This is a genomic window from Mycobacterium sp. shizuoka-1 (genome assembly GCF_002723835.1).
Taxonomy (GTDB): domain Bacteria; phylum Actinomycetota; class Actinomycetes; order Mycobacteriales; family Mycobacteriaceae; genus Mycobacterium.
Genome location: NZ_BEWG01000006.1, coordinates 18,906 through 45,410, shown reverse-complemented (window position 1 = coordinate 45,410; position 26,505 = coordinate 18,906). Strand labels below are relative to the sequence as shown.

At 67.6% G+C, this 26,505-nt stretch carries 24 protein-coding genes; 22 read left to right on the top strand and 2 right to left on the bottom strand.

Translation table 11 applies throughout. The features are described from left to right. Window positions 1-90: 90 nt before the first annotated feature. Window positions 91-972 (bottom strand): LysR family transcriptional regulator, encoded by an 882-nt coding sequence (locus MSZK_RS01350; protein WP_099244065.1) that lies wholly within the window; start codon window positions 970-972, stop codon window positions 91-93. Window positions 973-1,159: 187 nt separating this feature from the next. Here MSZK_RS01350 and MSZK_RS01345 point away from each other — a divergent pair, with 187 nt between their 5' ends. From MSZK_RS01345 to MSZK_RS01240, 21 genes are all read left to right on the top strand, one after another. Beyond that, complete coding sequence (locus MSZK_RS01345; RefSeq protein WP_099244063.1) at window positions 1,160-1,975, top strand: SDR family NAD(P)-dependent oxidoreductase; 816 nt, start codon at window positions 1,160-1,162, stop codon at window positions 1,973-1,975. Window positions 1,976-2,020: 45 nt separating this feature from the next. Continuing rightward, window positions 2,021-2,683: a TetR/AcrR family transcriptional regulator gene (locus tag MSZK_RS01340; RefSeq protein ID WP_099244061.1), complete on the top strand. Its 663-nt coding sequence runs from the start codon at window positions 2,021-2,023 to the stop codon at window positions 2,681-2,683. 2 nt (window positions 2,684-2,685) lie between these two features. Then, window positions 2,686-2,880 carry a ferredoxin gene (locus tag MSZK_RS01335; RefSeq protein ID WP_099244059.1) on the top strand — a complete coding sequence of 65 codons (195 nt, stop codon included), beginning with the start codon at window positions 2,686-2,688 and terminating at the stop codon, window positions 2,878-2,880. A gap of 3 nt (window positions 2,881-2,883) precedes the next feature. After that, window positions 2,884-4,122 (top strand): cytochrome P450, encoded by a 1,239-nt coding sequence (locus MSZK_RS01330; protein WP_099244057.1) that lies wholly within the window; start codon window positions 2,884-2,886, stop codon window positions 4,120-4,122. 41 nt (window positions 4,123-4,163) lie between these two features. Beyond that, window positions 4,164-5,333, top strand: coding sequence for an amidohydrolase family protein (locus tag MSZK_RS01325; RefSeq protein WP_099244055.1), 1,170 nt, complete (start codon window positions 4,164-4,166; stop codon window positions 5,331-5,333). Window positions 5,334-5,410: 77 nt separating this feature from the next. Further along, window positions 5,411-6,682 (top strand): Xaa-Pro peptidase family protein, encoded by a 1,272-nt coding sequence (locus tag MSZK_RS01320; protein WP_099244053.1) that lies wholly within the window; start codon window positions 5,411-5,413, stop codon window positions 6,680-6,682. Further along, window positions 6,672-7,820, top strand: coding sequence for a Xaa-Pro peptidase family protein (locus tag MSZK_RS01315; protein WP_099244051.1), 1,149 nt, complete (start codon window positions 6,672-6,674; stop codon window positions 7,818-7,820). The genes MSZK_RS01320 and MSZK_RS01315 overlap by 11 nt, the downstream gene beginning before the upstream one ends. Next, window positions 7,813-8,793: an enoyl-CoA hydratase/isomerase family protein gene (locus tag MSZK_RS01310; protein WP_099244049.1), complete on the top strand. Its 981-nt coding sequence runs from the start codon at window positions 7,813-7,815 to the stop codon at window positions 8,791-8,793. Before MSZK_RS01315 ends, MSZK_RS01310 begins: the two co-directional genes overlap by 8 nt. Next, complete coding sequence (locus tag MSZK_RS01305; RefSeq protein ID WP_099244047.1) at window positions 8,793-11,192, top strand: CaiB/BaiF CoA-transferase family protein; 2,400 nt, start codon at window positions 8,793-8,795, stop codon at window positions 11,190-11,192. The genes MSZK_RS01310 and MSZK_RS01305 overlap by 1 nt, the downstream gene beginning before the upstream one ends. Before the next feature lie 96 nt (window positions 11,193-11,288). Further along, window positions 11,289-12,479 carry an amidohydrolase family protein gene (locus MSZK_RS01300; RefSeq protein WP_099244045.1) on the top strand — a complete coding sequence of 397 codons (1,191 nt, stop codon included), beginning with the start codon at window positions 11,289-11,291 and terminating at the stop codon, window positions 12,477-12,479. Then, entirely contained in the window at window positions 12,476-13,936 is a 1,461-nt protein-coding gene (locus MSZK_RS01295; protein ID WP_255414173.1) for a FadD3 family acyl-CoA ligase, read from the top strand. Before MSZK_RS01300 ends, MSZK_RS01295 begins: the two co-directional genes overlap by 4 nt. 243 nt (window positions 13,937-14,179) lie before the next feature. After that, window positions 14,180-14,911 carry a hypothetical protein gene (locus MSZK_RS01290; RefSeq protein ID WP_142389828.1) on the top strand — a complete coding sequence of 244 codons (732 nt, stop codon included), beginning with the start codon at window positions 14,180-14,182 and terminating at the stop codon, window positions 14,909-14,911. Next, on the top strand, window positions 14,908-15,633 hold the full coding sequence (locus tag MSZK_RS01285; protein WP_099244039.1) for a twin-arginine translocation pathway signal: 726 nt from the start codon (window positions 14,908-14,910) through the stop codon (window positions 15,631-15,633). The genes MSZK_RS01290 and MSZK_RS01285 overlap by 4 nt, the downstream gene beginning before the upstream one ends. A 25-nt stretch (window positions 15,634-15,658) precedes the next feature. Continuing rightward, window positions 15,659-17,152 (top strand): class I adenylate-forming enzyme family protein, encoded by a 1,494-nt coding sequence (locus MSZK_RS01280; protein WP_099244037.1) that lies wholly within the window; start codon window positions 15,659-15,661, stop codon window positions 17,150-17,152. Window positions 17,153-17,170: 18 nt separating this feature from the next. Further along, complete coding sequence (locus MSZK_RS01275; protein WP_099244036.1) at window positions 17,171-17,473, top strand: hypothetical protein; 303 nt, start codon at window positions 17,171-17,173, stop codon at window positions 17,471-17,473. A gap of 57 nt (window positions 17,474-17,530) precedes the next feature. Beyond that, complete coding sequence (locus tag MSZK_RS01270; protein ID WP_099244104.1) at window positions 17,531-18,124, top strand: fatty-acid--CoA ligase; 594 nt, start codon at window positions 17,531-17,533, stop codon at window positions 18,122-18,124. A gap of 9 nt (window positions 18,125-18,133) precedes the next feature. Then, on the top strand, window positions 18,134-18,337 hold the full coding sequence (locus tag MSZK_RS01265) for a bacterioferritin-associated ferredoxin (RefSeq protein ID WP_099244034.1): 204 nt from the start codon (window positions 18,134-18,136) through the stop codon (window positions 18,335-18,337). A 3-nt stretch (window positions 18,338-18,340) separates the two neighbouring features. Then, window positions 18,341-18,787, top strand: a complete 447-nt coding sequence (locus MSZK_RS01260; RefSeq protein ID WP_099244032.1) for a nuclear transport factor 2 family protein — start codon at window positions 18,341-18,343, stop codon at window positions 18,785-18,787. A gap of 4 nt (window positions 18,788-18,791) precedes the next feature. Continuing rightward, window positions 18,792-19,529, top strand: coding sequence for an SDR family NAD(P)-dependent oxidoreductase (locus MSZK_RS01255; RefSeq protein ID WP_099244030.1), 738 nt, complete (start codon window positions 18,792-18,794; stop codon window positions 19,527-19,529). A 342-nt stretch (window positions 19,530-19,871) separates the two neighbouring features. After that, complete coding sequence (locus MSZK_RS01245) at window positions 19,872-20,195, top strand: hypothetical protein (protein ID WP_099244026.1); 324 nt, start codon at window positions 19,872-19,874, stop codon at window positions 20,193-20,195. Window positions 20,196-20,419: 224 nt separating this feature from the next. Next, on the top strand, window positions 20,420-21,424 hold the full coding sequence (locus MSZK_RS01240; RefSeq protein ID WP_099244024.1) for a nitroreductase family protein: 1,005 nt from the start codon (window positions 20,420-20,422) through the stop codon (window positions 21,422-21,424). 21 nt (window positions 21,425-21,445) lie between these two features. Here MSZK_RS01240 and otsB read toward each other — a convergent pair whose 3' ends face one another. Beyond that, a complete protein-coding gene (gene otsB, locus MSZK_RS01235; RefSeq protein WP_099244022.1) occupies window positions 21,446-25,453 on the bottom strand; it encodes a trehalose-phosphatase in 4,008 nt (1,335 codons plus the stop codon). 168 nt (window positions 25,454-25,621) lie between these two features. Between otsB and MSZK_RS01230 the strand changes: the two genes are divergently transcribed. Then, a complete protein-coding gene (locus tag MSZK_RS01230) occupies window positions 25,622-26,503 on the top strand; it encodes a universal stress protein (protein ID WP_099244020.1) in 882 nt (293 codons plus the stop codon). The last annotated feature ends 2 nt before the right edge of the window (window positions 26,504-26,505 follow it).

Genomic DNA, 26,505 nt, shown 5'->3' with positions numbered 1-26,505 from the left:
GCGCGGCTGTCATTACGGCTGAAGCCAGGAAAACCCGCCGTGAACGGTTTCGGAAGTTCCACCTTTCAATGGACTGATAAACGTGGGTTATCACCCGCGCTCATCGCCGAAGTTCCAGTGCTCCTGGACATGCGACACCAGGGCCTCTGCCTGCGGTGAGAGCCGTCCGGGATGCCATGCCAGCGCGGTGTAACTGGGCGGCCGGCCGGTTATCGGCACGTAAACGATGCCCGGGCGATCGTAGAAATGAGCCACCGACGAGGTCGTGAAGCTGATGCCGAGACCGCGGGCGATCATGGTGGTCTCGGCTTCGTAGGTGGCGGCGACCCCGGCAATGCTCGGCGGCCGGTTGCCCCGGACGTCCATCGCCATCCAGTAGTCGCGCCAGCTGCCGGCGGTCAGCGGCGCACAGACGATCGGCTCGTCGAGGAGTTCGGTGATATCGACGTCGGCGCGGGTGGCGAACCGATGGTCCCGAGGCAGGCAGGCCACCCAGGCCTCGGCGTCCAGGACCAGCATCCGGTGTTCGGGCAGATCCACCGGTGGCCGGATGAGGGCGACCTCCATGCTGCCGTCGCCCAACCCCGCGGTGGGGTCGGCGAAGTCGTATTCGCTGGGCTCGACCACGACGCCGGGGTGGGCGGCTTCGAAGTGCCGGACGATCCGGAACAGCAGATCGGCTCCGGTGCCGATGAGATAGCCGAGTCGCAGCACGCCCTGCTGGGTGCCCGACAGTGTCACCAGGTTGGTGACGACGGCGTCGACGCCGGCCAGGGCCTGCTGCACCTGCGGCAACCATGCCGCTCCGAGGTCGGTCAGCGCGACTTCGCGGGTGTTGCGGGTGAACAGCACGACGCCGAACTGGTGCTCGAGTTGTTTGATCGCCGTCGACAGCGCGGGCTGGGTGATGAACAACTTGTCGGCAGCGCGCCGATAGTTCAGTTCGGTACCGAGGACGGCGAAGTACCGCAGCTGGCGCAGCGTGACATCGGTGGTCGTGGTGTCCTCCGGGATCGGCGGGGTGGGGCAGCCACTCCAGTGTGCGTCGCGTGCCGCCGTTTGTACTCATTTAAAGCAACCGCTTGACTCGGGTCGGGCTCACCGCGTTGACTGCGTACGCGCACCGGATCGGCGTGCGGACGAGAGGGATTGGGCCGGCATGGGCAACGAAATGGCAGGCAAGGTCGCGGTCGTCACCGGCGGTGCGTCGGGACTCGGCGCGGGCATCGTCGAGCGGTTCGTGGCCGAAGGCGCGAGCGTGGTGTTCGGTGACATCGACGCCGACCAAGGGCGGGCGCTGGCCGAACGGCTCGGCGCGGCAGTCGTGTTCGCGCCGACTGATGTCGCTGTGACCGAGCAGATCGGCCGGCTGATCGACACCGCGGTGGATCGCTTCGGCGGGCTCGACGTGATGGTCAACAATGCCGGGATCTCGGGGAGGATGCACCGCAGTTTCCTCGCCGACGACCTCGGCGACTTCGAGACCGTGCTTGCCGTCAACCTCAAAGCGGTGATGGCGGGCACGCGCGACGCCGCCCGGCAGATGAAGGCCGGCGGGGGCGGCTCGATCATCAACCTGACCTCGATCGGCGGAATCCAGGCCGGCGGTGGGGTGATGACCTACCGGGCCTCCAAGGCTGCGGTCATCCACTTCACCAAGTGTGCGGCAATTGAACTGGCGAACTATGAGATCCGGGTGAATTGTCTTGCGCCGGGGCACATCCGGACGGCGATCGTCGCGAAGTCGGCACACGGCGTCGACGCCGACAAGGTCGCCGCGTTCGAGGCCGGTATCCGGGCGACCATGCGCGCCGACCGGCCGCTGGAGCGCGAGGGTACCGCCGCCGACGTCGCGGAGGCGGCGTTGTTCTTCGCCGGCGACCGCTCGCCCTACGTCACCGGGACGGTGCTGCCGGTCGACGGGGGCACCGCGGCGGGCAAGCCGCTGCCGAAGAAGGACCCGCCGAATCCTTAAATCAATCGCTTGACTTAATACCGGCCGGAGGGTTGACTGGCGACGATGACCACCGCGACCACCCCTTCTCGGGGCACCCGCACCGACCGGGCCAGTCTGACCCGGGAGGCGATCCTGACCGCCGCCGAGCGACTCTTCGCCGAACACGGCGTGTTCGCGGTGTCGAACCGGCAGGTGAGCGAGGCCGCCGGGCAGGGCAACAACGCCGCCGTCGGCTACCACTTCGGCACCAAGACCGACCTCGTCCGCGCCATCGAACACAAGCACGCCATCCCGGTGGAGAAGCTGCGGGAGCAGCGGGTCGCCGCGCTCACCGGCGCCGACTTGCGCGACTGGGTCGAATGCCTGGTCCTTCCGCTGACCGACCACCTGACCGCACTGGGCAATCCCACCTGGTACGCCCGGTTCGCCGCGCAGGTGATGGCCGACCCGGCCTACCAGCACACCGTGACCCGCGATGCGCTGACGCTGCCTGCGCTGGTGACCGTGCTCGACGGCATCAATCGCTGTCTGCCGGATCTGCCGGGCCACGTGCGCGTCGAACGCAACGTGATGGCGCGCAATCTGCTGATGCACACCTGCGCCGAATATGAGCGGGCCTTCGCCGAAGGCTCCCCGCTACCGCCAACCAGTTGGCGCGCAGCCGCTTCCGGTCTGGTCGACGCGATCGTCGGACTGTGGCTGGCCCCCGTGACACGACAGGGCTGACGATGAAGGTCACCGTCGACCAGGACAAGTGTGTTTCTTCCGGCCAGTGCGTGCTGAACGCGGCCGAGGTCTTCGACCAGCGCGACGAGGACGGCGTGGTTGTTCTGCTCGCCGACCACCCCCCGGCCGATCAGGCCGACAACGTGCGCCGGGCCGCCGCAGCCTGTCCCGCGCAGGCCATCTACTGCGAGGAGTGAAGCATGTCGGGCATCTTGACGTCTGACCCGGCCGAGGCGGCCGCCGTCCCGGCCTATCCGATGGCGCGCGCGGCGAGCTGCCCGTTCGCCCCACCTCCCGGACTGCTTCAGATGAACGAGATCAAGCCACTGTCGCGGGTACGGATCTGGGACGGCAGCACCCCGTGGCTGGTGACCGGATACGAAGCGGCCCGGTCGCTGTTCGCCGATTCGCGGATCAGCGTCGACGACCGCAAGGCGGGCTTTCCGCACTGGAACGAGCACATGCTGTCCACGGTGGACAAGCGGCCGCGTTCGGTGTTCACCTCCGATGCCGAGGAGCACACCCGGTTCCGGCGGATGCTGTCCAAGCCGTTCACTTTTCGCCGGGTGGAGACGCTGCGCGGTGTCATCCAGCAGGTCACCGACGAGTGCATCGACGAGATCCTGGCCGGGCCGCAGCCCGCCGACTTGGTCGCCAAGCTCGCCCTGCCGGTGCCGACCCGAGTGATCAGCGACATGCTCGGCGTGCCGTACGCGGATCATGAGTTCTTCCAAGAACATGCCAACGCCGGGCTGGCCCGGTACGCCGCGGCCGACGCCATGCAAAAGGGTGCGATGACGCTGCACCAGTACCTGATCGATCTGGTGCGCAAGAAGCAGGAAGAGCCCGCCGAGGACGCGATCTCCGATCTCGCCGAACGCGTCACCGCCGGCGAGATCGACGTCAAGGAGGCCGCGCAGTTGGGCACCGGACTGCTCATCGCCGGGCACGAGACCACCGCCAACATGGTTGGGCTCGGTCTGCTGGCGTTGTTGGAAAACCCCGAACAGGCTGCGCTGCTGCGTGATTCCGATGATCCCAAGTTCATCGCGAATGCCGTCGAGGAGTTGATGCGCTACCTCTCGATCATCCAGACCGGTCAGCGCCGGGTGGCCCTGGAGGATATCGAGATCGCCGGCGAGACGATCAAGGCCGGCGAGGGCGTCATCCTGGATCTGGCCCCGGCCAACTGGGATCCCGCCGTGTACGCCGATCCCGGCGCGCTGGATCTGACCCGTGATGCCAGCCAGCAGCTCGGGTTCGGGTACGGCCGGCACCAGTGTGTCGGCCAGCAGCTGGCCCGTGCCGAGATGCAGATCGTGTTCCCGACCGTTCTGCGCCGGATGCCCGACATGAAGTTGGCGATCCCATTCGAGGAGGTGCCGTTCGCCGAGGACCACCTCGCCTACGGCGTCTACGAAGTCCCCGTTACCTGGTAGCGAGCCGAAAACCCGTCCCACAGCCCTGATTGGAGACCCGGATGACCAGCGCAACAGCCACGCTCTATCCGCCTGAAGGATTCGGTGCGCCCAAGAACCGCCACGGACAGTCCACCGGGGGAGTACTAGGCCTTCCGGCCGGGACCGAGATCTTCTCGGCCGACAACCACATCTCGGTGGCCGACGATATCTTCTACGACCGTTTCCCAGAAGAGCTCAAAGGTTCTGCCCCGCGTATCTGGTACGAGGACGGCGCCTACATGGTCGGTATGAAGGGCAAGGCCTGGACCGGAGGTGACTTCGGCCGCGTGCTCATGCAGTACGACGACCTTGCCGGCGCGGCGTCGAACAATATCGACGCCCGTATCCGCGAGCTCAAAGAGGACGGTATCGACAAGGAGCTCGCCTTCCCCAACGCTGTTCTCGCCTTATTTCATTACCCCGACAAAGCCTTGCGGGAGCGGGTCTTTCGGATCTACAACGAGCACATCGCCGATCTCCAGGAGCGCTCCAACGGTCATTTCTACGGCGTCGGGCTGATCAACTGGTGGGACCCCAAGGGCACACGCAGCACGCTGGAAGAGCTCAAGTCGCTGGGGCTCAAGACGTTCCTACTGCCGCTGAACCCCGGCAAGGATGACGACGGCAACATCTACGACTACGGCAGCACCGACATGGATGCCGTGTGGGACGAGATCGAAGCAGCCGGCGTGCCGGTCAGCCACCACATCGGCGAGACTCCGCCAAAGACGCCGTGCCAGAACAACAGCGTGGTGGTCGGCATGATGGTCAATGTCGACTCGTTTCGCGAGCAGTTCGCCAAGTACGTGTTCTCGGGCATTTTGGATCGTCATCCGGGACTGAAGATCGGCTGGTTCGAGGGTGGCATCGCCTGGGTGCCAACCGCATTGCAGGATGCGGAGCACATGTTGGCGTCCTACCGGCACATGTTCAATCACGAGCTGCAACGTCCGGTGCGCGACTACTGGTCGGAGCACATGAGCGCGTCATTCATGGTCGACCCGCTGGGGCTGCAGCTGATCGATCAGATCGGCGTCGACCACGTGATGTGGTCGTCGGATTATCCGCACAACGAGAGCACATTCGGCTACTCGGAGAAGTCGTTGGCATCGGTCGTGGAGGCGGTGGGCGCCGAGGCGGCCGTGAAGATTGTCAGCACCAATGTTCAGAGATTCCTGGGGATCGCATGAGCGAGCATGCGAGCGAATCATGGATCTGAGCGAGCATGCGAGCGAACCATGGATCTGAGCGCCCTTGCGAGCGAATCATGACCACGACGTCCACCCATTCCGGGGTCACCCAGATCGCCCGGACCGGGTACACCTGGCTGGACATTCCGGCCGAGCCCGACTTCGCCAGGATGCGCAGTGAAGTCGGCGAGCGGCTGCATGCCGCGATGGCCGATCAGGGCGTCGACGCGCTGGTGCTGCTGGGCAACGGCAACGTCATCTACGCCACCGGTATCAGTTGGCCGCTGGCGGACGCCGGTTTGTCGCATGTCGAGCGGCCCGTGGCGGTGGTCTTGGCCGACGATGAGTATCCGCACCTGTTCCTGCCGTTCCGCGAAGGCGCGGCAATGGAATCCGACTTGCCCGAGGACCATCTGCACGGGCCGGTCTACCTCGAATTCGACGAGGGCGTAGCGGAATTCGCGAAGATTTTGGCCGGACTGCTCCCAGCGGATGCGGTCGTTGCGACCGATGAGTTGACTGGCGCCATGCGACGTGCGGGCAGTGCGTTGTTCCCCATCGCGCCGAGCGACGCCGCCCCGGTGATCGGTGCGGCGAAACTGGTCAAGACCATCGACCAGATTGCTTGCATCCGTCGCGCTTGCCAGATCACCGAACTGGCCGTTGCCGGCATTCAGGAATCGCTGGCACCCGGAGCTCGTCAGATCGACCTGTCCGCGGAATTCGTCCGTCGTACCTTCGAACTCGGCGCGACCACGAACATGTTCGACTCGATCTGGCAGGTGATGCCTGCCTCGAAGGCGCAGGGAACCTGGACCACCACCGGCGATCTCGCCCTTCCGCTGCTGACGACCGAGCGCGAGCTCGCGCGCGGCGACGTGTTGTGGACCGACGTGTCCATCTCCTACCACGGCTACTGCTCCGACCACGGGCGCACCTGGATCGTCGGTCAGGAACCGACACCGGCGCAGCAGCGCCAGTTCGACAAGTGGAGCCGGATAGTCGATCGCGTGCTGGCGGTCACGAAGGCCGGCGCCACCTGCGGTGACCTCGGACGCGCGGCAATCGCCGCCGCCGGCGGGGACAAGCCGTGGCTGCCGCATTTCTATCTGGGCCATGGGATCGGAACGAGCGCGGCCGAAATGCCGATGATCGGAACGGACCTCGGCCAGCAGTGGGATGACAACTTCGTCTTTCCGTCCGGCATGTTGTTGGTGTTCGAGCCGGTGGTGTGGGAGGACGGCACCGGCGGCTATCGCGGCGAGGAGATCGTGGTCGTCACCGAGGGCGGCTGGATGCCGCTGACCGCCTATCCCTACGATCCGTACGAGGTGTCCAATGGGAATTGAGATCGAGGCCGACGCCCGGGCGCTGCGGCTCAGCCGTCGTGAGCGCGCCGTCGCCCAGATGGAGGCCCACGACCTCGACGTGCTGGTGCTCGGTCGTCAGGCCAACGTCCGCTACGTTTCCGGTGCTCCCCAGCTGTGGGTGGTGGGCACCCGCCCGTTCGGGCCGATCTGCGAATTCGTGCGCGCCACCGGCGAGATCCACCTCAACAGCACGTGGGACGAGGGGATCCCCGACGAGATCCCGCACGAGAACCTCTACGGGTTCGCCTGGAATCCCATGACATTGGTCGAGATCCTGAAGGGCATCAAGGGCGCCGATACCGCACGTCGAGTCGGCACCGACGCCCTGACACCGACTTTCGCCACATTGCTGCCGATGGCGTTCCCGAACGCGGAGTTGGTGGACGCCGAACAGGCCATGCAGGCTGCCCGCCGGGTCAAGACCCCCGAGGAGATTCGGGCGTTGCGGCACGCGCTGGCGATCGCCGAGAAGGGCCTGGCTACAGGTGTGGCTGCGCTCGGTCCGGCAACCACCACAAAGGTCATCACCGCTGCGGTGCTGGAGGCGGAGGCCGCCGGTGGGGTGAGCACCCCGGCAACCCAGGAGGCTGCCTGGGTGACGTCGAAGGAGCATCCGTGGCGCCGCGCCGAGGGTGGTGATCTGATACGCGAGGGTGACCTGGTGGTGTTGTCGGCTGGGGTACTGGCCGACGGATACGTCGCCGAAGTGGCCCGCACGCTCTACGTCGGCGAGCCGACGGATGCCGTGCGCGGCCTTTACCGGCGCCGAGATGCTTTGTGGGGCAGCCTGGTCGAGGCATGCCGGCCCGGTACACCTTCGAGCGCGCTGTTGGATGCCTACGCCGACGCTGGTGAGCAACTGCCGGTCATGCCGGTGGCCCACGGTCTCGGGCTCGGCTTCGACCCACCGGTTGTCTCGCCACAGCTGCGGGCCACTGCCGACGCCGAACTGCTGGAGGAAGGGATGGTGCTGGCCGTCACCGCCCAGGTGTGGGAGGAGTCAGTCGGATCGGTGATCACCCGCGATGCCGTATTGATCACGGCCGACGGGTGCGAGGTACTGACGTCTGGCCAGGCGTTCAGCGCCGCGGCGAGCGTCACGACGAGCAATGGCTGACGCGAAGCGCCCACCGGCCGAGGACATCATCCGTTACGAGAAGAACCCGAAGACCAAGATCGCCACGATCACGTTCGATCGACCCGAGTATCTCAACGCCCCGACTGCCGCAGCGCGGTTGCGGTACTCGGATCTGCTCTACCGCGCCGGTGTCGACGACCAGGTGAAGGTTCTGGTCATCAGAGGCGCCGGTGACGATCTGGGCAGCGGAGCCGACCTCCCGGAGTTCATGGAACACCAGAACGCACCTGACGACGGTCCGCGGCTGGCGGAATTTCGGATCGCTGCCGGTGAGGTGGACTACCCGCCGAAAGGAACGTTTCGGCGCGGCGCCACCGTGGGCGCCTGGTATGCCAGCCCCCAGTCGGGTATTCGCACCCTGCAGGACTTCAAGAAGATCTCGATCCTGGAAGTCAAAGGCTACTGCTATGGCTGGCACTTCTATCAGGCCGCCGACGCCGACCTCGTGATCTCGTCGGACGACGCGCTGTTCGGCCATCCATCGTTCCGCTACTACGGGTGGGGTCCGCGGATGTGGTGGTGGACCCAGATGATGGGCATCCGCAAGTTCCAGGAGATGGTTTACACCGGCCGGCCGTTCACCGCCGACGAGATGTACGAGTGCAACTTTCTCAACAGCGTGGTGCCGCGCGCCGACCTCGAAGCCGAAGTCGAGCGCTATGCGCTGGCGTGTGCCCGAAATCGGCCCACCGACACCGTCTTTCAGCAGAAGATGTTCTTCGAAGTCTTCAAGCAGTTTCAGGGCGAGTACCTGGGCAGTCTGCTGGGAAGCACATTCGAGTCGCTGGGCGGTGCGGCCGCCCGCGACGATGACGAGTTCGACATGCACCAGGGCCTCGACAGCGGACTGGCCGGTGCCGTCAAGGACAACGACAGCAAGTTCCCGCCGGAGTGGCGATTGTCGAAATCCGGTCGCAAGAAGGCCAAGTCCCGCTCGAAGAAGAAGCAGTGATGGCGGACATGCCGCTGACTGATTTCGTGGTGGTCGACCTGTCGTCCGGCATTCCGGGTGCGTACTGCACCAAGCTCCTGGCCGACGGCGGCGCCGAGGTGGTCAAAGTCGAACCGCCCGAAGGAGATCCGCTGCGACGATGGTCGGCGTCGGGCGCGCAGCTCGGCTCCGACGACGACGGTGCGCTGTTCTCGTTTCTGGCCGGGGGTAAACACAGCGTGGTGGCCGACCGGGGAGTCGAGGCTGACCTGCGGCTGGTACACGAGTTACTGGAGCGGGCGGACGCCGTCGTCTGGTCACCCGGGTCGTCATTGACCGAACACGAGGCACTCGCTCCGGCGGCCCTGCACAGCGCGCACCCGCATCTGATCGTCACGTCGATCACGAACTTCGGCCTCGACGGTCCGTGGAGTGGCCGCGCCGCCACCGAATTCACCTTGCAGGCCTGGTCCGGTGGGATCGTCGGACTGGGCCGGGGAGCCCCGGATCGGGCCCCGGTGTACGTCGGCGGCCGGGTCGGTGACTACCTGTCGGGGTGCTACGCGAGCGTGGCGATCCTGGCCTCCCGGATGCGGGTGCGCCAAGGTGGCGGCGGTGAACTGATCGACCTGTCGATGCTGGAAAGCCACGTCATGGGTCTGACCTATTACCCGGTGACCTACTTCGAGATGCTGGGCCGCCCGTGGCGGGACGCGCGCAGGTTGACCGTGCCCGGCATCGCCCGCACCAAGGACGGCCTCGTCGACGTGGGCTGCGGCACCGCGCAGCAATGGTTCGACCTGTGCGCCATGACCGGACACGAAGACTGGATCGACGAAGACACCTCGCTGACCATCACCGAGCGGGCCAACGAGAAAGCCGGTGACCTCTACGCCTGGATGGCCGAGCACACCGGTGACGAGGTGCGGGATCTCGCCACCGCATTCCGCATCCCCAACGCACCGGTGGCCACGCCGGACACCGTGGAATCCCTGGAACACTTCACCGCCCGTCGGTCGTTCGTTACGCATCCGGCCGGCTTTCGACAGCCGGCCCACCCGTACCGCATCTCCGGCGTCGAACTGCGTCCCCCGTCGCCGGCCCCACGGCTCGGTGAGCACACCGACCGATACCGGCAGGCTGCACGCACTCCTCGACAGCCGGCGGAAGGCCCGGAGCAGTTGCCGCTGAACGGGATTCGGGTGGTCGATCTCACCACCTTCTGGGCAGGTCCGTCCTGCACCCATCTGATGGCGCTGCTCGGCGCCGAAGTGATCCACGTTGAATCCGCCCGCCGTCCCGACGGTACCCGGATGATCTCGGGCGTGCCGGTGACCGAGGACCACTGGTGGGAGAAACAACCGATCTTCGCGGCACTGAACACCGGGAAGAAGGACATCACGCTCGATCTCGGCACCGAGAGCGGCCGGGAGGTGCTGAACCGGTTGATCGCCACGGCCGACGTCGTCGCCGAAAACTACACCCCGCGGGTCCTGGACCAACTCGGGCTGGACTACGCCGCCGTGCGCGAGATCCGGTCCGATGTCGTCATGTGCCGCATGCCCGGCTTCGGTCTCGACGGGCCGTGGCGGGACAACCCGGCGTTCGCGTACGTGATCGAGGCGGCCGCCGGGATCAGCTGGCTCACCGGCTACCCGGACCGAAATCCCAACGAGCCGTATTCCGTCGGCGACCCGAACGCCGGGTTGCACGCGCTCAACGCGGTTCTACTCGCGCTGGAGCACCGGCGTCGCACCGGCGAAGGATCGCTGGTCGAGGCGGCGATGGTGGATGCGGCACTGCATATCGCGTGCGAACAGATCATCGAGTACAGCACGTACGGGGCGATCCTGCAGCGCGCCGGCAACCGCGGCCCGAGCGCGTCCCCGCAGAACCTCTACCGCACAGCCGACCGGGACGAGTTCGGCCGCGACGACTCCTGGGTCGCGTTGGCGGTCGAAACCGACGACCAGTGGCGGGCGGTGCGTGCGGCACTCGGTGACCCGGACTGGGCGGCTGATCCCGCGCTCGACACGACGAGCGGCCGGCGGGCGCTGGCCGACGTCGTCGACGGCCACCTCGGCACCTGGTGCCGGTCGCGCAGCGGCGACGAGATCGTCGACGCGCTGTGGCCGGCCGGCGTTCCGGTGGCCAAAGTGATGCAGCCGCATCGGCAGACCGAACTCGACCAGCTCGTCGCGCGCGAGTTCTTCGAAGTCCTCGACCATCCGGTGAACGCGCCGGCACGGTTCGCCACGATGCCGTTCCGGCTCTCCCGCGGACCGCGGCCGGTGCACCCCGGGCCTGCGCCACTGCTCGGTCAGCACAACGCCGAGATCCTGCGCGCCATCGGCCTGTCCGACGAGCAGATCGCGCAGCTGCAGGCGGCCGGAGTGATCGGAACCGCGCCGCCGGCGTGATTCGGGGCCGCCGCCCCGGTGTCCATCGCCGGGAACGTATTGCCTCGACCTCGTTGATGAGAATATGATTCTCCCCAACTGCATAAGGAGGATTTCATGGGTCAACTGTCGCACCGGGTAGACGTGCCGTTTCCGATCTTCGACGCGGACAACCACCTCTACGAACCGCCGGAGGCGCTGACCAAGTTCCTGCCGAAGGAGTACAAGGATTTCGTCCAGTACGTCCAGGTGAACGGGCGCACCAAGATCGCGCTGCGCGGTCAGATCAGCAACTACATTCCCAACCCGACCTTCGAGGTGGTGGCCCGGCCGGGGGCGTGGGAGGAGTACTTCAAGTACGGCAACCCCGACGGTAAGACCAAGCGTGAGCTCTTCGGCGAGCCGATGCGCGCCATCCCGGCGTTCTTCGAGCCCGGCCCGCGCCTGGAGGTGATGAACGAGCTGGGTCTGGATCGCACCCTGATGTTCCCGACTCTGGCGAGCCTGATCGAGGAGCGGCTGCGCGACGATCCGGTCGCCATCCACGTCCTCGTCCACTCGCTCAACCAATGGCTCGACGAGGTGTGGGGCTTCAACTACCAGAACCGCATCTTCACCACGCCGGTGATCACCCTGCCGATCGTGGAGAAGGCGATCGAAGAGCTGGAGTGGGTGGTCAAGCGTGGCGCCCGCTGCATCCTCGTGCGCCCGGCCCCAGTGCCCGGCTTCCGCGGTCCGCGCTCGTTCGCGCTGCCCGAGTTCGATCCGTTCTGGGAGCGGGTCGTGGAGTACGACCTGCTGGTCGGCATGCACTCTTCCGACAGCGGCTACTCGCGGTACACCTCGGAATGGGACGGCGCCGACCAGGAGATGCTGCCCTTCCAGACCAACGCGATGGGCATCCTCAACGAGTGGCGGCCGATCCAGGATTCGGTGGGCTCGTGGGTGATTCACGGCGCGCTCTACCGGCACCCCAAGCTCAAGGTGGCGATCGTCGAGGCCGGTTCGAAGTGGATGACCCCACTGCTGGACGGTCTGGCCGAGGTTTTCCGCAAGGCGCCGGAAGCGTTCCCGAGCGATCCTGTCGAGATGGTCAAGAGCCGCATCCACGTCAGCCCGTTCTTCGAGGACGGCATCGACGATCTGGTCAAGCTCGTCGGCGTGGATCAGGTGCTGTACGGCTCGGACTGGCCGCACCCCGAAGGGCTGGCCGAGCCGACCTACTACGTCGAAGCACTGCAGCATCTGCCCGCCGAGGATCAGGCAAAGATCATGGGCGGCAACCTGTCCCGACTCGTCACGGTGTGACACAAGCGGGCCGGCCAACCGAGCCGGGGTGGCAGACCATCCCCGAGATGGTCTGCAGCGCCGCGGAGGAGTTCGGCGACTCCGAAGCGGTCGTCGACGGCCCGCTGCGTCTGTCGTTCGCGGCGGTCGCCGACCGCGTGCGATGTGCGGCAGGCGCGTTCGCGAAGCTGGGCGTCGACAAGGGCGACCGGGTCGCGATCTGGGCGCCCAACTCCGCGCACTGGATGATCGCGGCGTTCGGCATGCTCACCGCAGGCGGCATCGTGGTCCCGGTCAGCACCCGCTACAAACAGGCCGAGGCCGCCGACATCATCACCCGCAGCGGCGCCAAGGCGGTCCTGATCGAGAAAGGTTTCCTGGGAGAGGATTTCGCCGCCCCACCTGGTGTGCCGGCGATCGACCTGACGTCCGGCTTCCTCGAAGACGGCGAACCCTTGCAGCGGGAGCTCAGCGGCACCGACATCGCCGACATCATCTACACCTCGGGCACCACCGGCCGCCCGAAGGGCGTGATGATGAACCACCGGCAGAACCTGCGGATGTACGCCGAGTGGTGCGACCTGGCCGACCTGCGCCGCGGGGATCGCTACCTGATCGTGAACCCGTTCTTCCACACGTTCGGCTACAAGGCCGGCTGCCTGGCGTCGTTCATCCGGGGCGCCACCATGGTGCCGGTACCGGTCTTCGACATCGAGCGCGTCGTGGAACTGATCGCGACCGAGCGGATCACGATGTTGCCGGGTCCGCCGACGCTGTACCACTCGCTGCTGGCGGTACCGGACAAGAGCAAGTTGGCCACGTTGCGGGCCGGGGTGACGGGGGCGGCCGACATCCCCGTCGAGCTGATCCGGCGGGTGCACGACGAGCTGCCCTTTCAGACGCTGGCCACGGGGTACGGCCTCACCGAGGCGGGGACGGCGACGCTGTCTCGGCCGGGGGACTCGATCGAGGATGTCGCCACCACGGCCGGCGTGCCGTGCGACGGTGTCGAGGTGCGCATCGCCGAGGACGGCGAGGTGCTGGTGCGCGGGTACAGCGTGATGCAGGGCTACTTCGACGATCCGGCGGCGACCGCCGAAGCGATCGACGCCGATGGTTGGCTGCACACCGGCGATCTGGGCAGCTTCACCGACTCCGGGCGCCTCAAGATCGTGGGTCGCAAGAAGGACATGTTCATCGTCGGCGGGTTCAACGCCTACCCGGCCGAGATCGAAGGCTTCCTGATGGAACATCCGGCCGTCGCGCAGGCCGCCGTGATCGGCGTGCCCGACGAACGCCTCGGCCAGGTGGGTAAGGCGTTCGTGGTACTCCAGGGCGATCGCGAGGTGTCGGCGCAGGACCTGATCGCTTGGAGTAGGGAGCGGATGGCCGGATTCAAGGTGCCGCGCACCGTCGTGTTCGTCGATGCCCTGCCGCTGAATGCCACCGGCAAGGTGATGAAGGATCAGCTGCGCTGAGTTATCGGAAATGCCATTTCCGCACTAATTCTCCGGTATCGGAGGGTGGTAACCGCGGGCAGCAGCAAGTGTCTTATCGTCTGGTGATAATCTCATTCTCATCAGTTGTCGCGCGTCGGCCGTGCGCGTGGCCGATCGCCCAGCGCTCGCCCGTACGCTGGCGGGATGTTTGGACCAGAGAGGAGTTCGACATGCGACGCTCAGCGGCTGTAGTGCGCCGCGTGCCGAACGCGAACGACGTGTGTGAGTGCCATGGTGGCTGAGCTCAACGACGATGCTGTCGCAGAGGCGCTGGCCGAGCTCGCCGAGGCCGAGGCCGCGGAGGCCGAAGCCCTCGCCGAGGCGGCCCGGGCCAAGGCCACCGCAGCGCGGCTGCGGGGCGTGGAACCCGACGCCGGGGCCGCCCAGGACACCGAGGACACCGAGGACACCGAAACCGACGACGAAGACCTCGAGGACGTCGAACTCGAGCCCCGTGGATGGTGGGCGAGCATCGGGGCGGTGACCGTCGCGGTCGCCGCGACGGTGATCGTGGCCATCGCGGCGTTGGTGGTGACCGGCCTGATGGTTCTGGCCCACCAGAAGGTCGCGGCGCAACAGAAGCACCGAGCCGAGTTGGTCGAGGCGGCGCGGCAAGGGGTGATAGCGCTGTTGTCGATCGACTACAACCGTGCCAGGGCGGACGTCCAGCACGTCATCGACTTGTCCACCGGCACCTTCAAGGCGGACTTTTCCCGCGGAGCAGACGACTTTGTGAAGACAGCCGAGCAGTCCAAGGCCGTGACCGTCGGCTCGGTCAAGTCGGCCGCACTGGAGAAGGACGCCGGCGATACCGCAGTCGTGTTGCTGGCGGCGTCCTCGACGGTGACGAACGTCAATGGGGCACATCAGGATCCGCGCGCCTGGCGGATGAGCGTCACGGTGGCGCGCGACGGGGACCAATACAAGATGTCGAATGTGGAGTTCGTGCCATGAGCAGTGACAAGACCGAGTCGCCCGACGAGAGCGGCCACACCGATGACCAGGACACCGAGGTAACCGTGGCCGACGAGGGTTCCACCGCAACGGAACTCGACGCGGCCGGTGTCGACGAGGTCGCCGCGAGCGACGAGGCGGTGGCCGATACCGACCCGCAGGAGTCCGGAGCCCGACGAGGTGCCCTGGGCTGGGCCGGCCGGCACTGGGCGGCGATCCTGCTCGTGGTGTTGCTGGTCGCATCCGCCGGCGCCGCAGGCGGGGTGTACTGGTGGCTGTACCGACCGGACCAGCAGGCCTTCGGCCTGAAGCTGTTCAGCACCGCATCCATCGACAGCCAGATGCAAGAACGGCAGAAACAAGTCGCTGACGCCGCACGCGACGGCACGGTGGCGCTGCTGAGCTATGCGCCGGACACCCTGGACAAGGATCTCGCCAACGCGAAGTCGCACCTGACCGGTGAATTCCTCAAGTACTACAGCCAATTCACCGACCAGATCGTGGCACCGGCAGCCAAGCAGAAGGGCGTCAAGACCGAGGCGACCGTCGCACGCGCGGCGGTCTCCGACTTGAATCCCGACAACGCGACGGTGCTGGTGTTCGTCAATCAGGTGACCACGAGCAAGGATCGGCCCGACCCGGCGCTGGCGACCAGCAGCGTGATGGTGAAGCTGACCAAGACCGACGGTCGCTGGCTGATTTCCGAGTTCAACCCGATCTGATCGCGAGCGACAGGGGAGTCGATCGATGAGCGTGGCACTGTTGCTGGAGATGGCAGCCTCCGACCCCGACCGGGTGGGGGTGGTCACCGACAGCCAGCGGTTGTCCGTCGGCGAGATGAACTCCCTGGCCGACGGCGGCGCGGGCGTCATCGCCGCCTCCGGGGCGGGCAGCGTGGTGTACGTGGGCCTCGGCGGCGCGATGCTGCCGCTGCTGATCTTCGCCTCAGCCCGCGCCGCGCGGGCCTTCACCCCGCTGAACTATCGGCTCTCCGGTGAGGCGCTGGCCGAACTGATCGAGCGGCTACCCGAGCCGCTCGTGGTGTTCGATGCCGAATACGCCGACGTGGTGGCGGGTCTGGGCGTCGCCCGGCTGGAATCGCAGGACTTCATCGCCGCCGCCGCGACCGCCGAACCGGCCACCGAGTTCCCCGACCCCGACGACGTGGCCGTGGTGCTGTTCACCTCGGGCACCACCTCGCGGCCCAAAGCTGTCGAGCTCACTCACAACAACCTCACCAGCTATGTGACCGGGACGGTGGAGTTCGCCTCCGCCGAGCCCGGTGACGCCGCACTGATCTGTGTGCCGCCGTATCACATCGCCGGTGTCGGCGCGGCGTTGTCGAATCTGTACGCCGGTCGCACGATGGTGTACCTGCCGACGTTCGACGCCCGACGGTGGATCGCGCTGGCCGCCGCCGAGAAGGTCACCAGTGCCACGGTGGTGCCGACCATGCTCGACCGCATCATCACCGAGCTGGAGGCCAGCCCCACCCCGCTGCCCGCGCTGCGCACCCTGGCCTACGGCGGCTCCAAAGTCGCGCTCCCACTGGTGCGCAAGGCACTCGAACTACTGCCCGGTGTGGGCTTCGTCAACGCCTACGGCTTGACCGAAACCAGTTCCACCATCGCCGTGCTCACCCCCGACGATCACCGGTCGGCCCACCGGGCCGACGACGAGGTCGCGCGCCGGCGACTGGGCTCCGTCGGACAGCCGGTGCCGGGGATCGAGGTCCAGATTCGCGCCGAGGACGGCACGGTCCTGGGGCCTGAAGAGGTCGGCGAGCTCTTCGTGCGCGGTGATCAGGTGTCGGGGCGCTACGCCGAGATCGGCTCGGTGCTCGACGCCGACGGCTGGTTCCCGACCAAGGACGTCGCCTACCTCGACGCCGATGGGTATCTGTTCATCGGTGGGCGGTCGGACGACACGATCATCCGCGGTGGGGAGAACATCGCCCCAGCCGAGGTCGAGGACGTGCTCGTCGAACATCCGCACGTCCGCGACGTCGCCGTCGTCGGAGTCGAGGACGACGAATGGGGCCAGATCATGGTCGCCGTGGTCGTGCCGGTCGCCGACATCACCCCCGACCCCGAAGACCTGCGTGCCCATGTGCGCGCCCAGCTGCGCGGCTCACGCACACCCGACCGGGTGGTGTTCCGCCACGAACTGCCCACCACACCGACCGGCAAGGTGCTGCGCCGCCAGCTGGCCGACGAGCTCACGTCGCCGACCGCAACCTAGACCCCAGGAGGGACAACCATGATCAAGACCGGCACCCGGCTGCAGAGTCAGGTCTGTGACACCCAGGTGATCGTCGTGCGCTCGTCGGAGAGCCTCGACGACCTGCGCGCCGGCGGTGTCCCGATGATCCCGCTCGATGCCGCGAAAACTGAAGGAGTCCAACTGGATCCGGAATTCTCCGGCGGCACCGTGATGGGCAAGCGCTACGTCGACGCCGAGGGCGCCGAGCTCCTGGTCACCAAGGCCGGCGCGGGCAGCCTGAGCGTGGGCACCACGCTGCTGGAACAGAAGACCGCAAAACCGTTGCCGGCCAGCGACTAGGCGGGTGTCGGCGTGAACGGCACCGCGGATGGTCAGCTCCACACGCTCGTTCTCGCCATGGATTACCGGGTGCCCGACCCCAGCCGGGTGTGGCCGGTGCTGCAGCGCAGCAGGTCCGCGCTCGCCGACCTCGGTGCCCACTACGTCCTGGTCTACACCTCGATGCGGGATCATGGCCGGGTCATGGTGACGATCTCGCTGCGCAGCAAAGAGCCGATTCTGCAGGTGCTGCGCTCGCGCGTCTTTCTCAACTGGTTCGATGCCGTCGGCCTCGACGACATTCCGGCCATCTTCGCCGGTGAGACGGTGGACAAAGTCACCCTGGTCGAGCCGTCGGGGGACACGCCGCCGGGGGTGATCGTCGGCGCGATCGCCGCGATCGAGGACGTCCCGGCCCTGATCGGCGGAGTACACGACGGACTGCCGCGATTCGCGGCCGCCGGGGTGCGCGCGGTCCGGATCTTCCAGGCCTTCGACGACGACCACGAACTGATGATCCTGCAGGAACTCGACGACGAGGCCGACGCGATCGCGTGGGTGGACCACCCCGATGTCGCGGCCGAGTGGATGGGCCGCACCGGAATCGGGGCCTACCCGCCGGTCTTCGTCGGCCGGCTGCAGCACATCATGCGCATGGACGAGAACGCCTGAGCGCGCACCATGTTCGTCTGTCTGTGCAACGGGGTCACCAGCCAAGTGGTGGCCGAGGCGGTCGAGGCCGGGGCGACCACGACCAAGAAAGTCGCCAAGGCCTGTGGCGCGGGCGCGGAATGCGGTCGCTGCCGGCGCACGGTGCGGGCGATCATCGACGCCACCGCGTCGGCGGAAGCCAAGCGGCACAGAGGCTTTCTCAACAAAGGGTGAGGGATGGATCTGCAGCGCATCAGTGACGAACTCGAGATCGCCGGGGTACTCACCCGCTACGCGCGCGCCGTCGACGGCAAGGACTGGGAGCTGTGGCGCTCGCTGTTCACCGACGACGCGCAGATCGACTACCGCTCCGCCGGCGGGCCGGTCGGCGGGCGCGACGAGGTGTCTGCCTGGCTCGAACGCTGCCTGGCGCTGATGCCGATGACCCAGCATTACATCACCAACGTCGATGTCGACATCGACGGTGACACCGCCACCGTGACGGCGATGTTCTACAACCCGATGCTCCTGCCCGGTGCGAATGAGACAAGCGCATGCGGGGGCTACTACCACCACGTTATGGTGCGCACCGCAAGCGGATGGCGCAGCAGCCGGCTGCGTGAGGAGAACCTCTGGTTCGACAACCCGCCGAGTGCGGAGCTGCGGGCTTCGGGCAAGGAGTGAACGCATGAGCGGCATCGTGGTCACCGGGGCGGCATCGGGAATCGGCCGGGCTTCCGCCGAGGCGCTGATCGCCGACGGGCGCCGCGTGGCGCTGTGGGACATCGCCCCGGCCGTGGCCGAGGTCGCCGCCGAACTCGGCATGCCGCACGCCGTGCTCGACGTGTGTGACAGCTCGGCGTGCCGCGCGGCGGTCGACGCCGCGGCCGCCGAACTGGACGGCATCGACGGACTGGTCCACGCCGCCGGTCGGGTCATCCCCGAACCGGTCGGCGCCTACACCGAGGAATCCTGGGACGCCGTCCTCGACGTCAACCTCAAGGCCCAGGCGATCCTCGCGCAGCTTCTGCTGCCGCACCTGCAGCAGGCCGCGCGCGCCGGCGCCGGACCGGCCATCGTCGGGATCTCCAGCATCGAGGGACTGACCGCGAACCCGTTCATCCCCGCCTACTGCGCGTCCAAGGCGGGCCTGCTCGGCCTGACCCGCTCGATGGCCGCGCAGCTGGGCCCGGACGGAATCCGGGTCAACGCGGTGTGTCCCGGGTTCATCCGCACCCCGATGCTGCAGATCGCGCTGGACGTCGACGAGGTGCGCCAGGGCTTCGAAGCCGCCGCACCGTTGGGCCGGCTTGGCGACCCCGCCGAGGTCGGCGCGGCGGTGGCCTTCCTGATGTCGCCCAAAGCCTCGTTCATCACCGGCTCGCACCTGGTCGTCGACGGCGGAGTGACCAGCAGGCACGCCTGAACCTCGGGGGCGGTGGTCCCTTACGCGAGGGACGTCAGGCCCTTCCGCGCCGCCGCCGGCGGTGCGCAGGATTGGGGCCCATGACGACCGGCATCGAGGGCATGGTCATCGATTCGGCGCTGCCGCACTATGACGTGGCCATCGCCGAACACCTCGTGGTGCGCGCCGATCCCGACATCGTCTATCGGGCGGCCCGGGGGCTGGATCTGCTGACGGTGCACAGCCCGCTCCTCGATACGTCCATGTGGTTGCGCCAGCTGCCATCCCGGCTGACCGGGCACCGGCTTCCCAGCCTGCCGAGGCTGGTCATCGGGGAGGGAGTAGGCCTGCCGGGGGTGGCTCGTGCTCGGCGAACGCGACGGCGCGGAGATCGCCTTCGGCGCGGTCGGACGATTCTGGCAGCCGGTGATCGAGTGGCGAAGCGTCGACCCCACCACGTTTCGGGGATTCGACGAGCCCGGCTGGGGCAAGATCGCCGCCAACTTCTCGGTCCGCCCCTACGGCCCGGGTGCAACCCTGCTCAGTTACGAATGCCGGACGGCGACAACCGATCCAAGATCGCGTCGGCGGTTCGCGCGGTACTGGTGGCTGATCCGCCCGTTCGTCGCGCACATCCTGCGCGCCACCCTGCGCCAGATCAAGGCGAACGCCGAGGCCGCGCGATGACCCGGATACTGGTCGCCTACGGTTCCGCCCGGCACGGCACCGTGGGATTGGCCGGCGGGACGTTGTCGGCCGACGCCACCGGCTTTCCACCGGGTCGCCACCATCGTGCCGCAGTCGGCGTCGTCCGGGGCCGGCTGAGCACCCGCGATCGTGCTGCACAAGTCCTCGCTGCAGAGGACTTACGTCTCTGTCCGATCTGTGCAGGGCCGGGCGACAGTTAGACCATGAGCGCGTACTTTCCCGACGCCGAGACGGTTCGGGCCGTCCTGACTCTGGCTAGCCGGGCGCCCTCGGTGCACAACTCACAGCCGTGGCATTGGCGCGTCGGGCCGCACAGTCTGCAGTTGTACGCCGATCCCAGTCGCGCACTGCCCAAGACCGACCCCGATCGGCGTGACCTGCTCGTCAGCTGTGGGGCCGCCCTGCACCACTGCACCGTTGCGCTGGCCGCGATGGGCTGGCAGGCCAAGGTCCATCGCTTCCCCAATCCCGCCGAACCCGACCACCTGGCGTCCATCGAGGTGCACCGCCAGCAACCGGGAGAACTCGACATCACGCTGGCCGCCGCGATCGCGCGCAGGCGCACCGACCGCCGCAACTACAGCTCGTGGCCGGTGCCCGGCGGTGACATCACGTTGATGGGTGCCCGGGCGGCGCGAGCCGGAGTGATGCTACGTCAGCTGGATCTGCTCCCGCACCTGTCGGCAATCATCGCGCAGTCGGTCTGGAAGCACACCAGCGACACCGACTACCTGAGCGAACTCAACGCGTGGAGCGGCCGGTACGGGTCGGTGGCCGGTGTACCCGCGCGCAACACCCCGGTGTCGGACTCGCAGGCGGCGATCCCCGCCCGACTGTTCGCCGGTGCGGCACTGCCTCAGCCGGCACAGACGTCGCCCGGGGACGACAACGCCGTCCTGCTCGCGCTCGGCACCGAGACCGACGACGACATGGCACGGTTGCGCGCCGGGGAGGCGACGAGTCTGGTGCTGTTGTCGGCGACGGCGATGGGCCTGGCGAGTTGCCCGGTGACCGAGCCGCTCGAGATCGCCGAGACCCGCGAAGCGATCCGGGCGGACGTCTTCGGCACCAGCGGCTACCCGCAGATGATGCTGCGGGTCGGCTGGGCCGCGGTCAACGCCGACCCGCTGCCCGCGACGCCGCGCCGCCCGCTTGCGGAAGTGGCCGACTGGCTCAACGACGGCGCCTTCGTCGTCGGTGCGGTCTGACCCGCCGTCACCGGCTGCTGCTCAGCAGAACTTCAGCGACGATCCGGGCGTCAGCCGCGCCACCTTGCCCCGGCACTCGATCTCGATCGCGGGATGGTCGGTGGGGTCGACGCTGATCTCGGCCGTCCGGCCGTGGATGGTCAGGTGTAGCCGGTAACCCCGGTAATAGATCGGAAGCCGAAGGGCACCAAGGCTTTCCGGCCACATCGGGGACAAGATGAGCCGGTCGGCGCGGGTTTCCAAGCCGGTGAAGCAGCGTTGCAGTAGATCGATGCTGCCGGCCATCGCCGCGATGTGGATGCCTTCGGCAGTGGTGCCGCCCTGGATGTCGGCGACGTCGGACATCAACACCTGCTGGAAATACCGCATCGCGCGCTCGCGGTCACCGCGCGCCAGCACCCAGGCGTGCACCACCCCGCTCAGCGTCGAGCCGTGCGAAGTCCGGTGCAGGTAGTAGTCGACGGTCTTCGGAATCTGATCGCCGGTGAAGCGGTATCCCAACCGGGCGAACAGCTCTCGCAGCTCATCGGAAGACAGCAGATAGAACAGCATCAGCACGTCGGCCTGCTTGGACGCCTGGTAGCGGTTGACGCTGTCGTTCTCGGCTTCCAGGATCCGGTCGAGTCGCTGGATGTTGCCATAGCGTTCCCGGTAGCCGTGCCAATCGAGTTCGGCGAGATCGCCGTACCCCTCGAACTGGCTGATCACCAGCGCACCCGAATCACCGGCAGCGTGGAACGGGACGTACATCCGGCGACTGACCTCGTCCCAGGTGTCCAGTTCGCGGCCGCGAATGTTCAGCCGCTCCATGAGGTCCAACCGGTCGCGCAACGGCAGGGCATCCAGGGCATCCAGGGCCCGCACGATCGTCCAGACCGCCATCACATTGGTGTAGGCGTTGTTGTCGACGCCGTCGAACGGTGCGCCGGGGTAGCCGGAATGGAACTCGTCGGGTCCGATCACACCGCGGATCACATAGCGGTCGAGCTTCTCGTCGAATTCGCTTCGGCTGACCCAGAATCGGGCGATCTCGGCGAGCATCTCCGCGCCGTTCTCGATCAGATACTCCAGGTCACCGGTCACCTGGTAGTACTGCCACACGTTGTAGGCGACCGCGCTGCCGATGTGGTGGGCACGGGCGCTGGCGTCCGGATTCCACCGGCCCGAATTCGGGTTGAGGTGCAGCTTCTGGCTCTCCTCACGACCGTCGCTGCCGGATTGCCACGGGAACATGGCGCCGGCCAGACCGGCCTCCCTGGCGGCGCGGCGGGCCTCGGGCAGCCGCCGGTAGCGGTACCGCAGCAACGAGCGGGTGGTCTCCGGCGCCCGCATGTTGAGCACGGGAAAGACGAACAGCTCGTCCCAGAAGATGTGGCCCCGGTAGGCCTCACCGTGCAGGCCCCGGGCGGGCACGCCGGCGTCGAGGTCCGCCGCCCGGTTGGGCACGGTTTGCAGCAGTTGCAGCAAGTGCAGTCGGACCACGCGCAGGGCATCCGGGTTGTCCTCGAACGCGATGTCGAATCGCTCCCACAGGTGCGCCCATTCGCGGACGTGACCCGCGCGCAGGTCGCCGTAGCGGCCCAGCTGGCTCAGCAGCCGCTGCGCGGCGTCACCGGGATCGGAGATCGCGTGGTCGCGGCCGGAGAAGATGGCGGCCATTTTCTCCACCACCACCGACTCCCCGGCCTGCAGGCTCACCACGTAGTCGTGCCCGGTGCGCCGGTGTTCGTCGACGAACCGGCCGTCGGCCTCGATCCGCGACTGACCGAGCCACACCCGGGTGCGCGCCGCCACCGCGATCGGTACGCGTGACTGCACCGTCTCGCACACCAGCAGCACCGAATTCGGCGACAGCTCCCGTGTCGTGGTGGCGACCAGGTGGTCGCTGGCCAGGTCGGCGTACCGCTCGACACCGCTGTTGCGGACGTCGCCGTCGACAACCGACAGGAATTCGACAGTGCCCGACCAGTCCTCGGCCGAGATCGTGGTTTCCAGCGCGCAGGCGTGTGGCAGGTGCATCGCCGCGATACGGCGCTGGCGCACCCTGCTGGTCCGCCCCGACGGGTCGCGGAACCGGAACTCGCGAGTCAGCTCGGCGTGCCGCAGATCCAGCGACTGCCGGTAGGACAGGATCTCGGCGGTGTCGATGTCGAACCAGTCCCCGCCGTCGATCCGGAACTTCAGCGACAGCCAGTTCGGCAGGTTGACCATGCTTTCGTTCTCGATCCGGACGCCGCCGATCTCGTCGGCCAGCCGGTTGAACAGGCCGGCCGCATAGGTCCCCGGATAGTGGAAGGGGCCCGCGTCGGCCTCCGGCGCGCAGCCCCGGGTCGCCCGGTACCCGTTGCCGACGGTGCACAGCGCCTCGCGCAACCGCTCCTGTTCGGGGAGGTAGCCGCCGAAGGTGAACGACCACGGGCTGTACGACATGTGCCGGTCCACGGCGCACTCGTCGACCAGCCGGTCGAGGAACACGGCGACCTGGACCGGGTCGGCCAGCGAAAACCGCGCGGCGGTCGAGCGGTCGCCGTCCTCGTCGTGGCGCACCACGATGCCGATCCCGTCGTGCAGGACGGCGTCGAAGGCGTCCTCGTCGGTCAGGTCGTCACCGATGTAGATCGGCAGTATCGGGTCGGCGCCCGCGACCTGCGCGGTGATCCACTCCAGCGTTGCGCCTTTGTCCCAGTCCAGGTTCGGCCGCAGCTCGACGACCTTGCGGCCGGCCGTCACCTTGAGGTGGTGACGCGCTCCGGCGCGGTGGACGGCGGCGGTCACGGCGGCGGCAGCCCCTTCGGCGGCGTTGCGGTAGTGCACGGCGACGGCGAATCGCTTGTGCTCCACGCTGACTCCGGGGATCGACGCCAGCTCGGCGGTGAGTTCGCCGGCCGCCGCGGCCAGCACCGGCACCGCCGCGGCGGCGACCTCGTTCTGGTGGTGGGTGCCGTCGGGTGCCACCATCTCGAACCCGTGACTGCCGGCATACCACAATCCGGGGATGCCCACCCGAGCGCGGACATCGGCCAGGTCGCGACCGGACAGCACGGCAACCGGATACAACGCGGCCAGCGCCTGCAGCGCCTTGTCCGCGCCGGGCACCAGGGTGGCCGCCGCCGGATCGCCGACGATCTCGGACACCGTGCCGTCGAAGTCGAAGAACAACGCCGGCGTGCGGGCCCCGACCACGCCGGCCACCTGACCGAAGGACAGCAGGGCGTCGGGCAGGGTCGACATCCGGCGATCGATCGCACGCACCGTGACATCGGCCAGGTCGCCGATCACCACGTCGGCGCCGCACCGCAGTAGGTTCGGGCCGGCAGTCCCGGTCCGATCGACCCCGATCACCAGTCCGAACCCGCCGGTGCGCCCGGCGCTCACCCCGGCCTCGGCGTCTTCGACCACCACGCACCGGCCTGGGTTGGCACCGAGTCGGCGCGCGGTTTCCAGCAGCATCGCCGGGTCCGGTTTGCCGGGCAGCCCCAACTCGTCGGCCGTCACGCCGTCGACCCGGACCGCGAAGAAGCCGCCGATGCCCGCCGACTCCAGCACGGTCTCGCAATTGCGGCTGGCCGAGTACACGGCGGTTCCGACCCCGAGTTCGTCCAGTCTGCGTACCAGCGCCACCGTCGAGTCGAACGTCGGCACCCCGTCGGCGATCCTGGCCAGATACAGCCGTTGTTTGCGGTTCCCGAGCCCGCAGACGGTGTCCTCGCCGTCGTCGGACGGCGTGCCCCACGGCAGCGCGATCCCGCGCGCGGCCAGGAAGTCGCGCACGCCGTCATAGCGCGGTTTGCCGTCGATGTGATGCCGATAGTCGGCACTGGTGAAGGTCGTGTGGTCTTCGGTGTCGCTGGGCGGGCGCCGGCTCAGGAACTCGTCGAACAACTCTGCCCAGGCCGACTCGTGCAGCGACGCGGTGTCGGTGACCACGCCGTCGAGGTCGAACAGCACCGCGTCGTGATAGCGGGGATCGATCGAGACCGGCAGACCGATGTCCGAGCCGACACCATCGTCAAGGCCCTCACTCGCCATGAACCCGACCCTGCCACACCGGCCGGGTCACGATCAGGGCCTTGTGGCCATCGCGCGTGGGACCAACGCCTCATGATCAAAAGGACCGGTAGGCCTACCGTGGTGAGCAGCGATGTCAGAGTGCCCATATCGGGGCCGGATCGCGTGACTAGTCGGAAGGAGCATCAAATGTCTACTCCTGCAACGAAATATGAGACTGTGGTCGGGGTCGACGGATCCCCGGAGTCGAAGGTCGCCGTCGACTGGGCGGCGCGCGACGCAGCGCTGCGCGGGGTGTCGGTACGGCTGGTGCACGTCCTCGTTCCGCCCGTCGTGATGACCTTTCCCGAGGTCCCGATGCCGTCGAGCTACCTGCAGTGGCAGGAGGACTCCGGTCGGGAAATCCTCGAGGACGCGCGCAAGACGGTCCAGCTGGCCACCCAGGACCGTGCGGTGGAGGTGACCACGGAGATGGTCTCCGGGGTGGCGGTGCCGGCACTGGTGGACCTGTCCAAGGACGCGCAGCTGGTGGTCGTGGGCTGCCGTGGCCGTGGTGCGCTGGCCCGCGGTCTGCTCGGTTCGGTCAGCACCGGGCTGGTACATCATGCGCATTGCCCGGTGGCGATCATCCACGACGAGGATCCCCTGATGGCGCACCCGTCCAAGGCGCCGGTGGTCGTCGGTGTCGACGGGTCGCCGGCGTCGGAGCGGGCGCTGGCCATCGCGTTCGAGCAGGCGTCGTTCCGCGGCGTCGATCTCGTCGCGGTGCACGCCTGGAGCGACACCGGGGTGTTCGAGTTTCCCGGCGTCGACTGGTCGACCATGCAGTCGATCGGGGAGGAGACCCTCTCCGAGCGGCTCGCGGGCTGGCAGGAGCGCTACCCTGACGTTCCCGTCCGCCGGGTGGTCGTGGCCGACCGGCCGGCCCGCCAGCTCATCGAGCAGTCGGAATCGGCGCAGCTGGTGGTGGTCGGCAGCCACGGACGAGGCGGGTTCGCCGGCATGCTGCTCGGCTCGGTCGGCACCGCGGTGGTGCACGGCGTGCGGATGCCGGTCATCGTGGCCCGCTGACC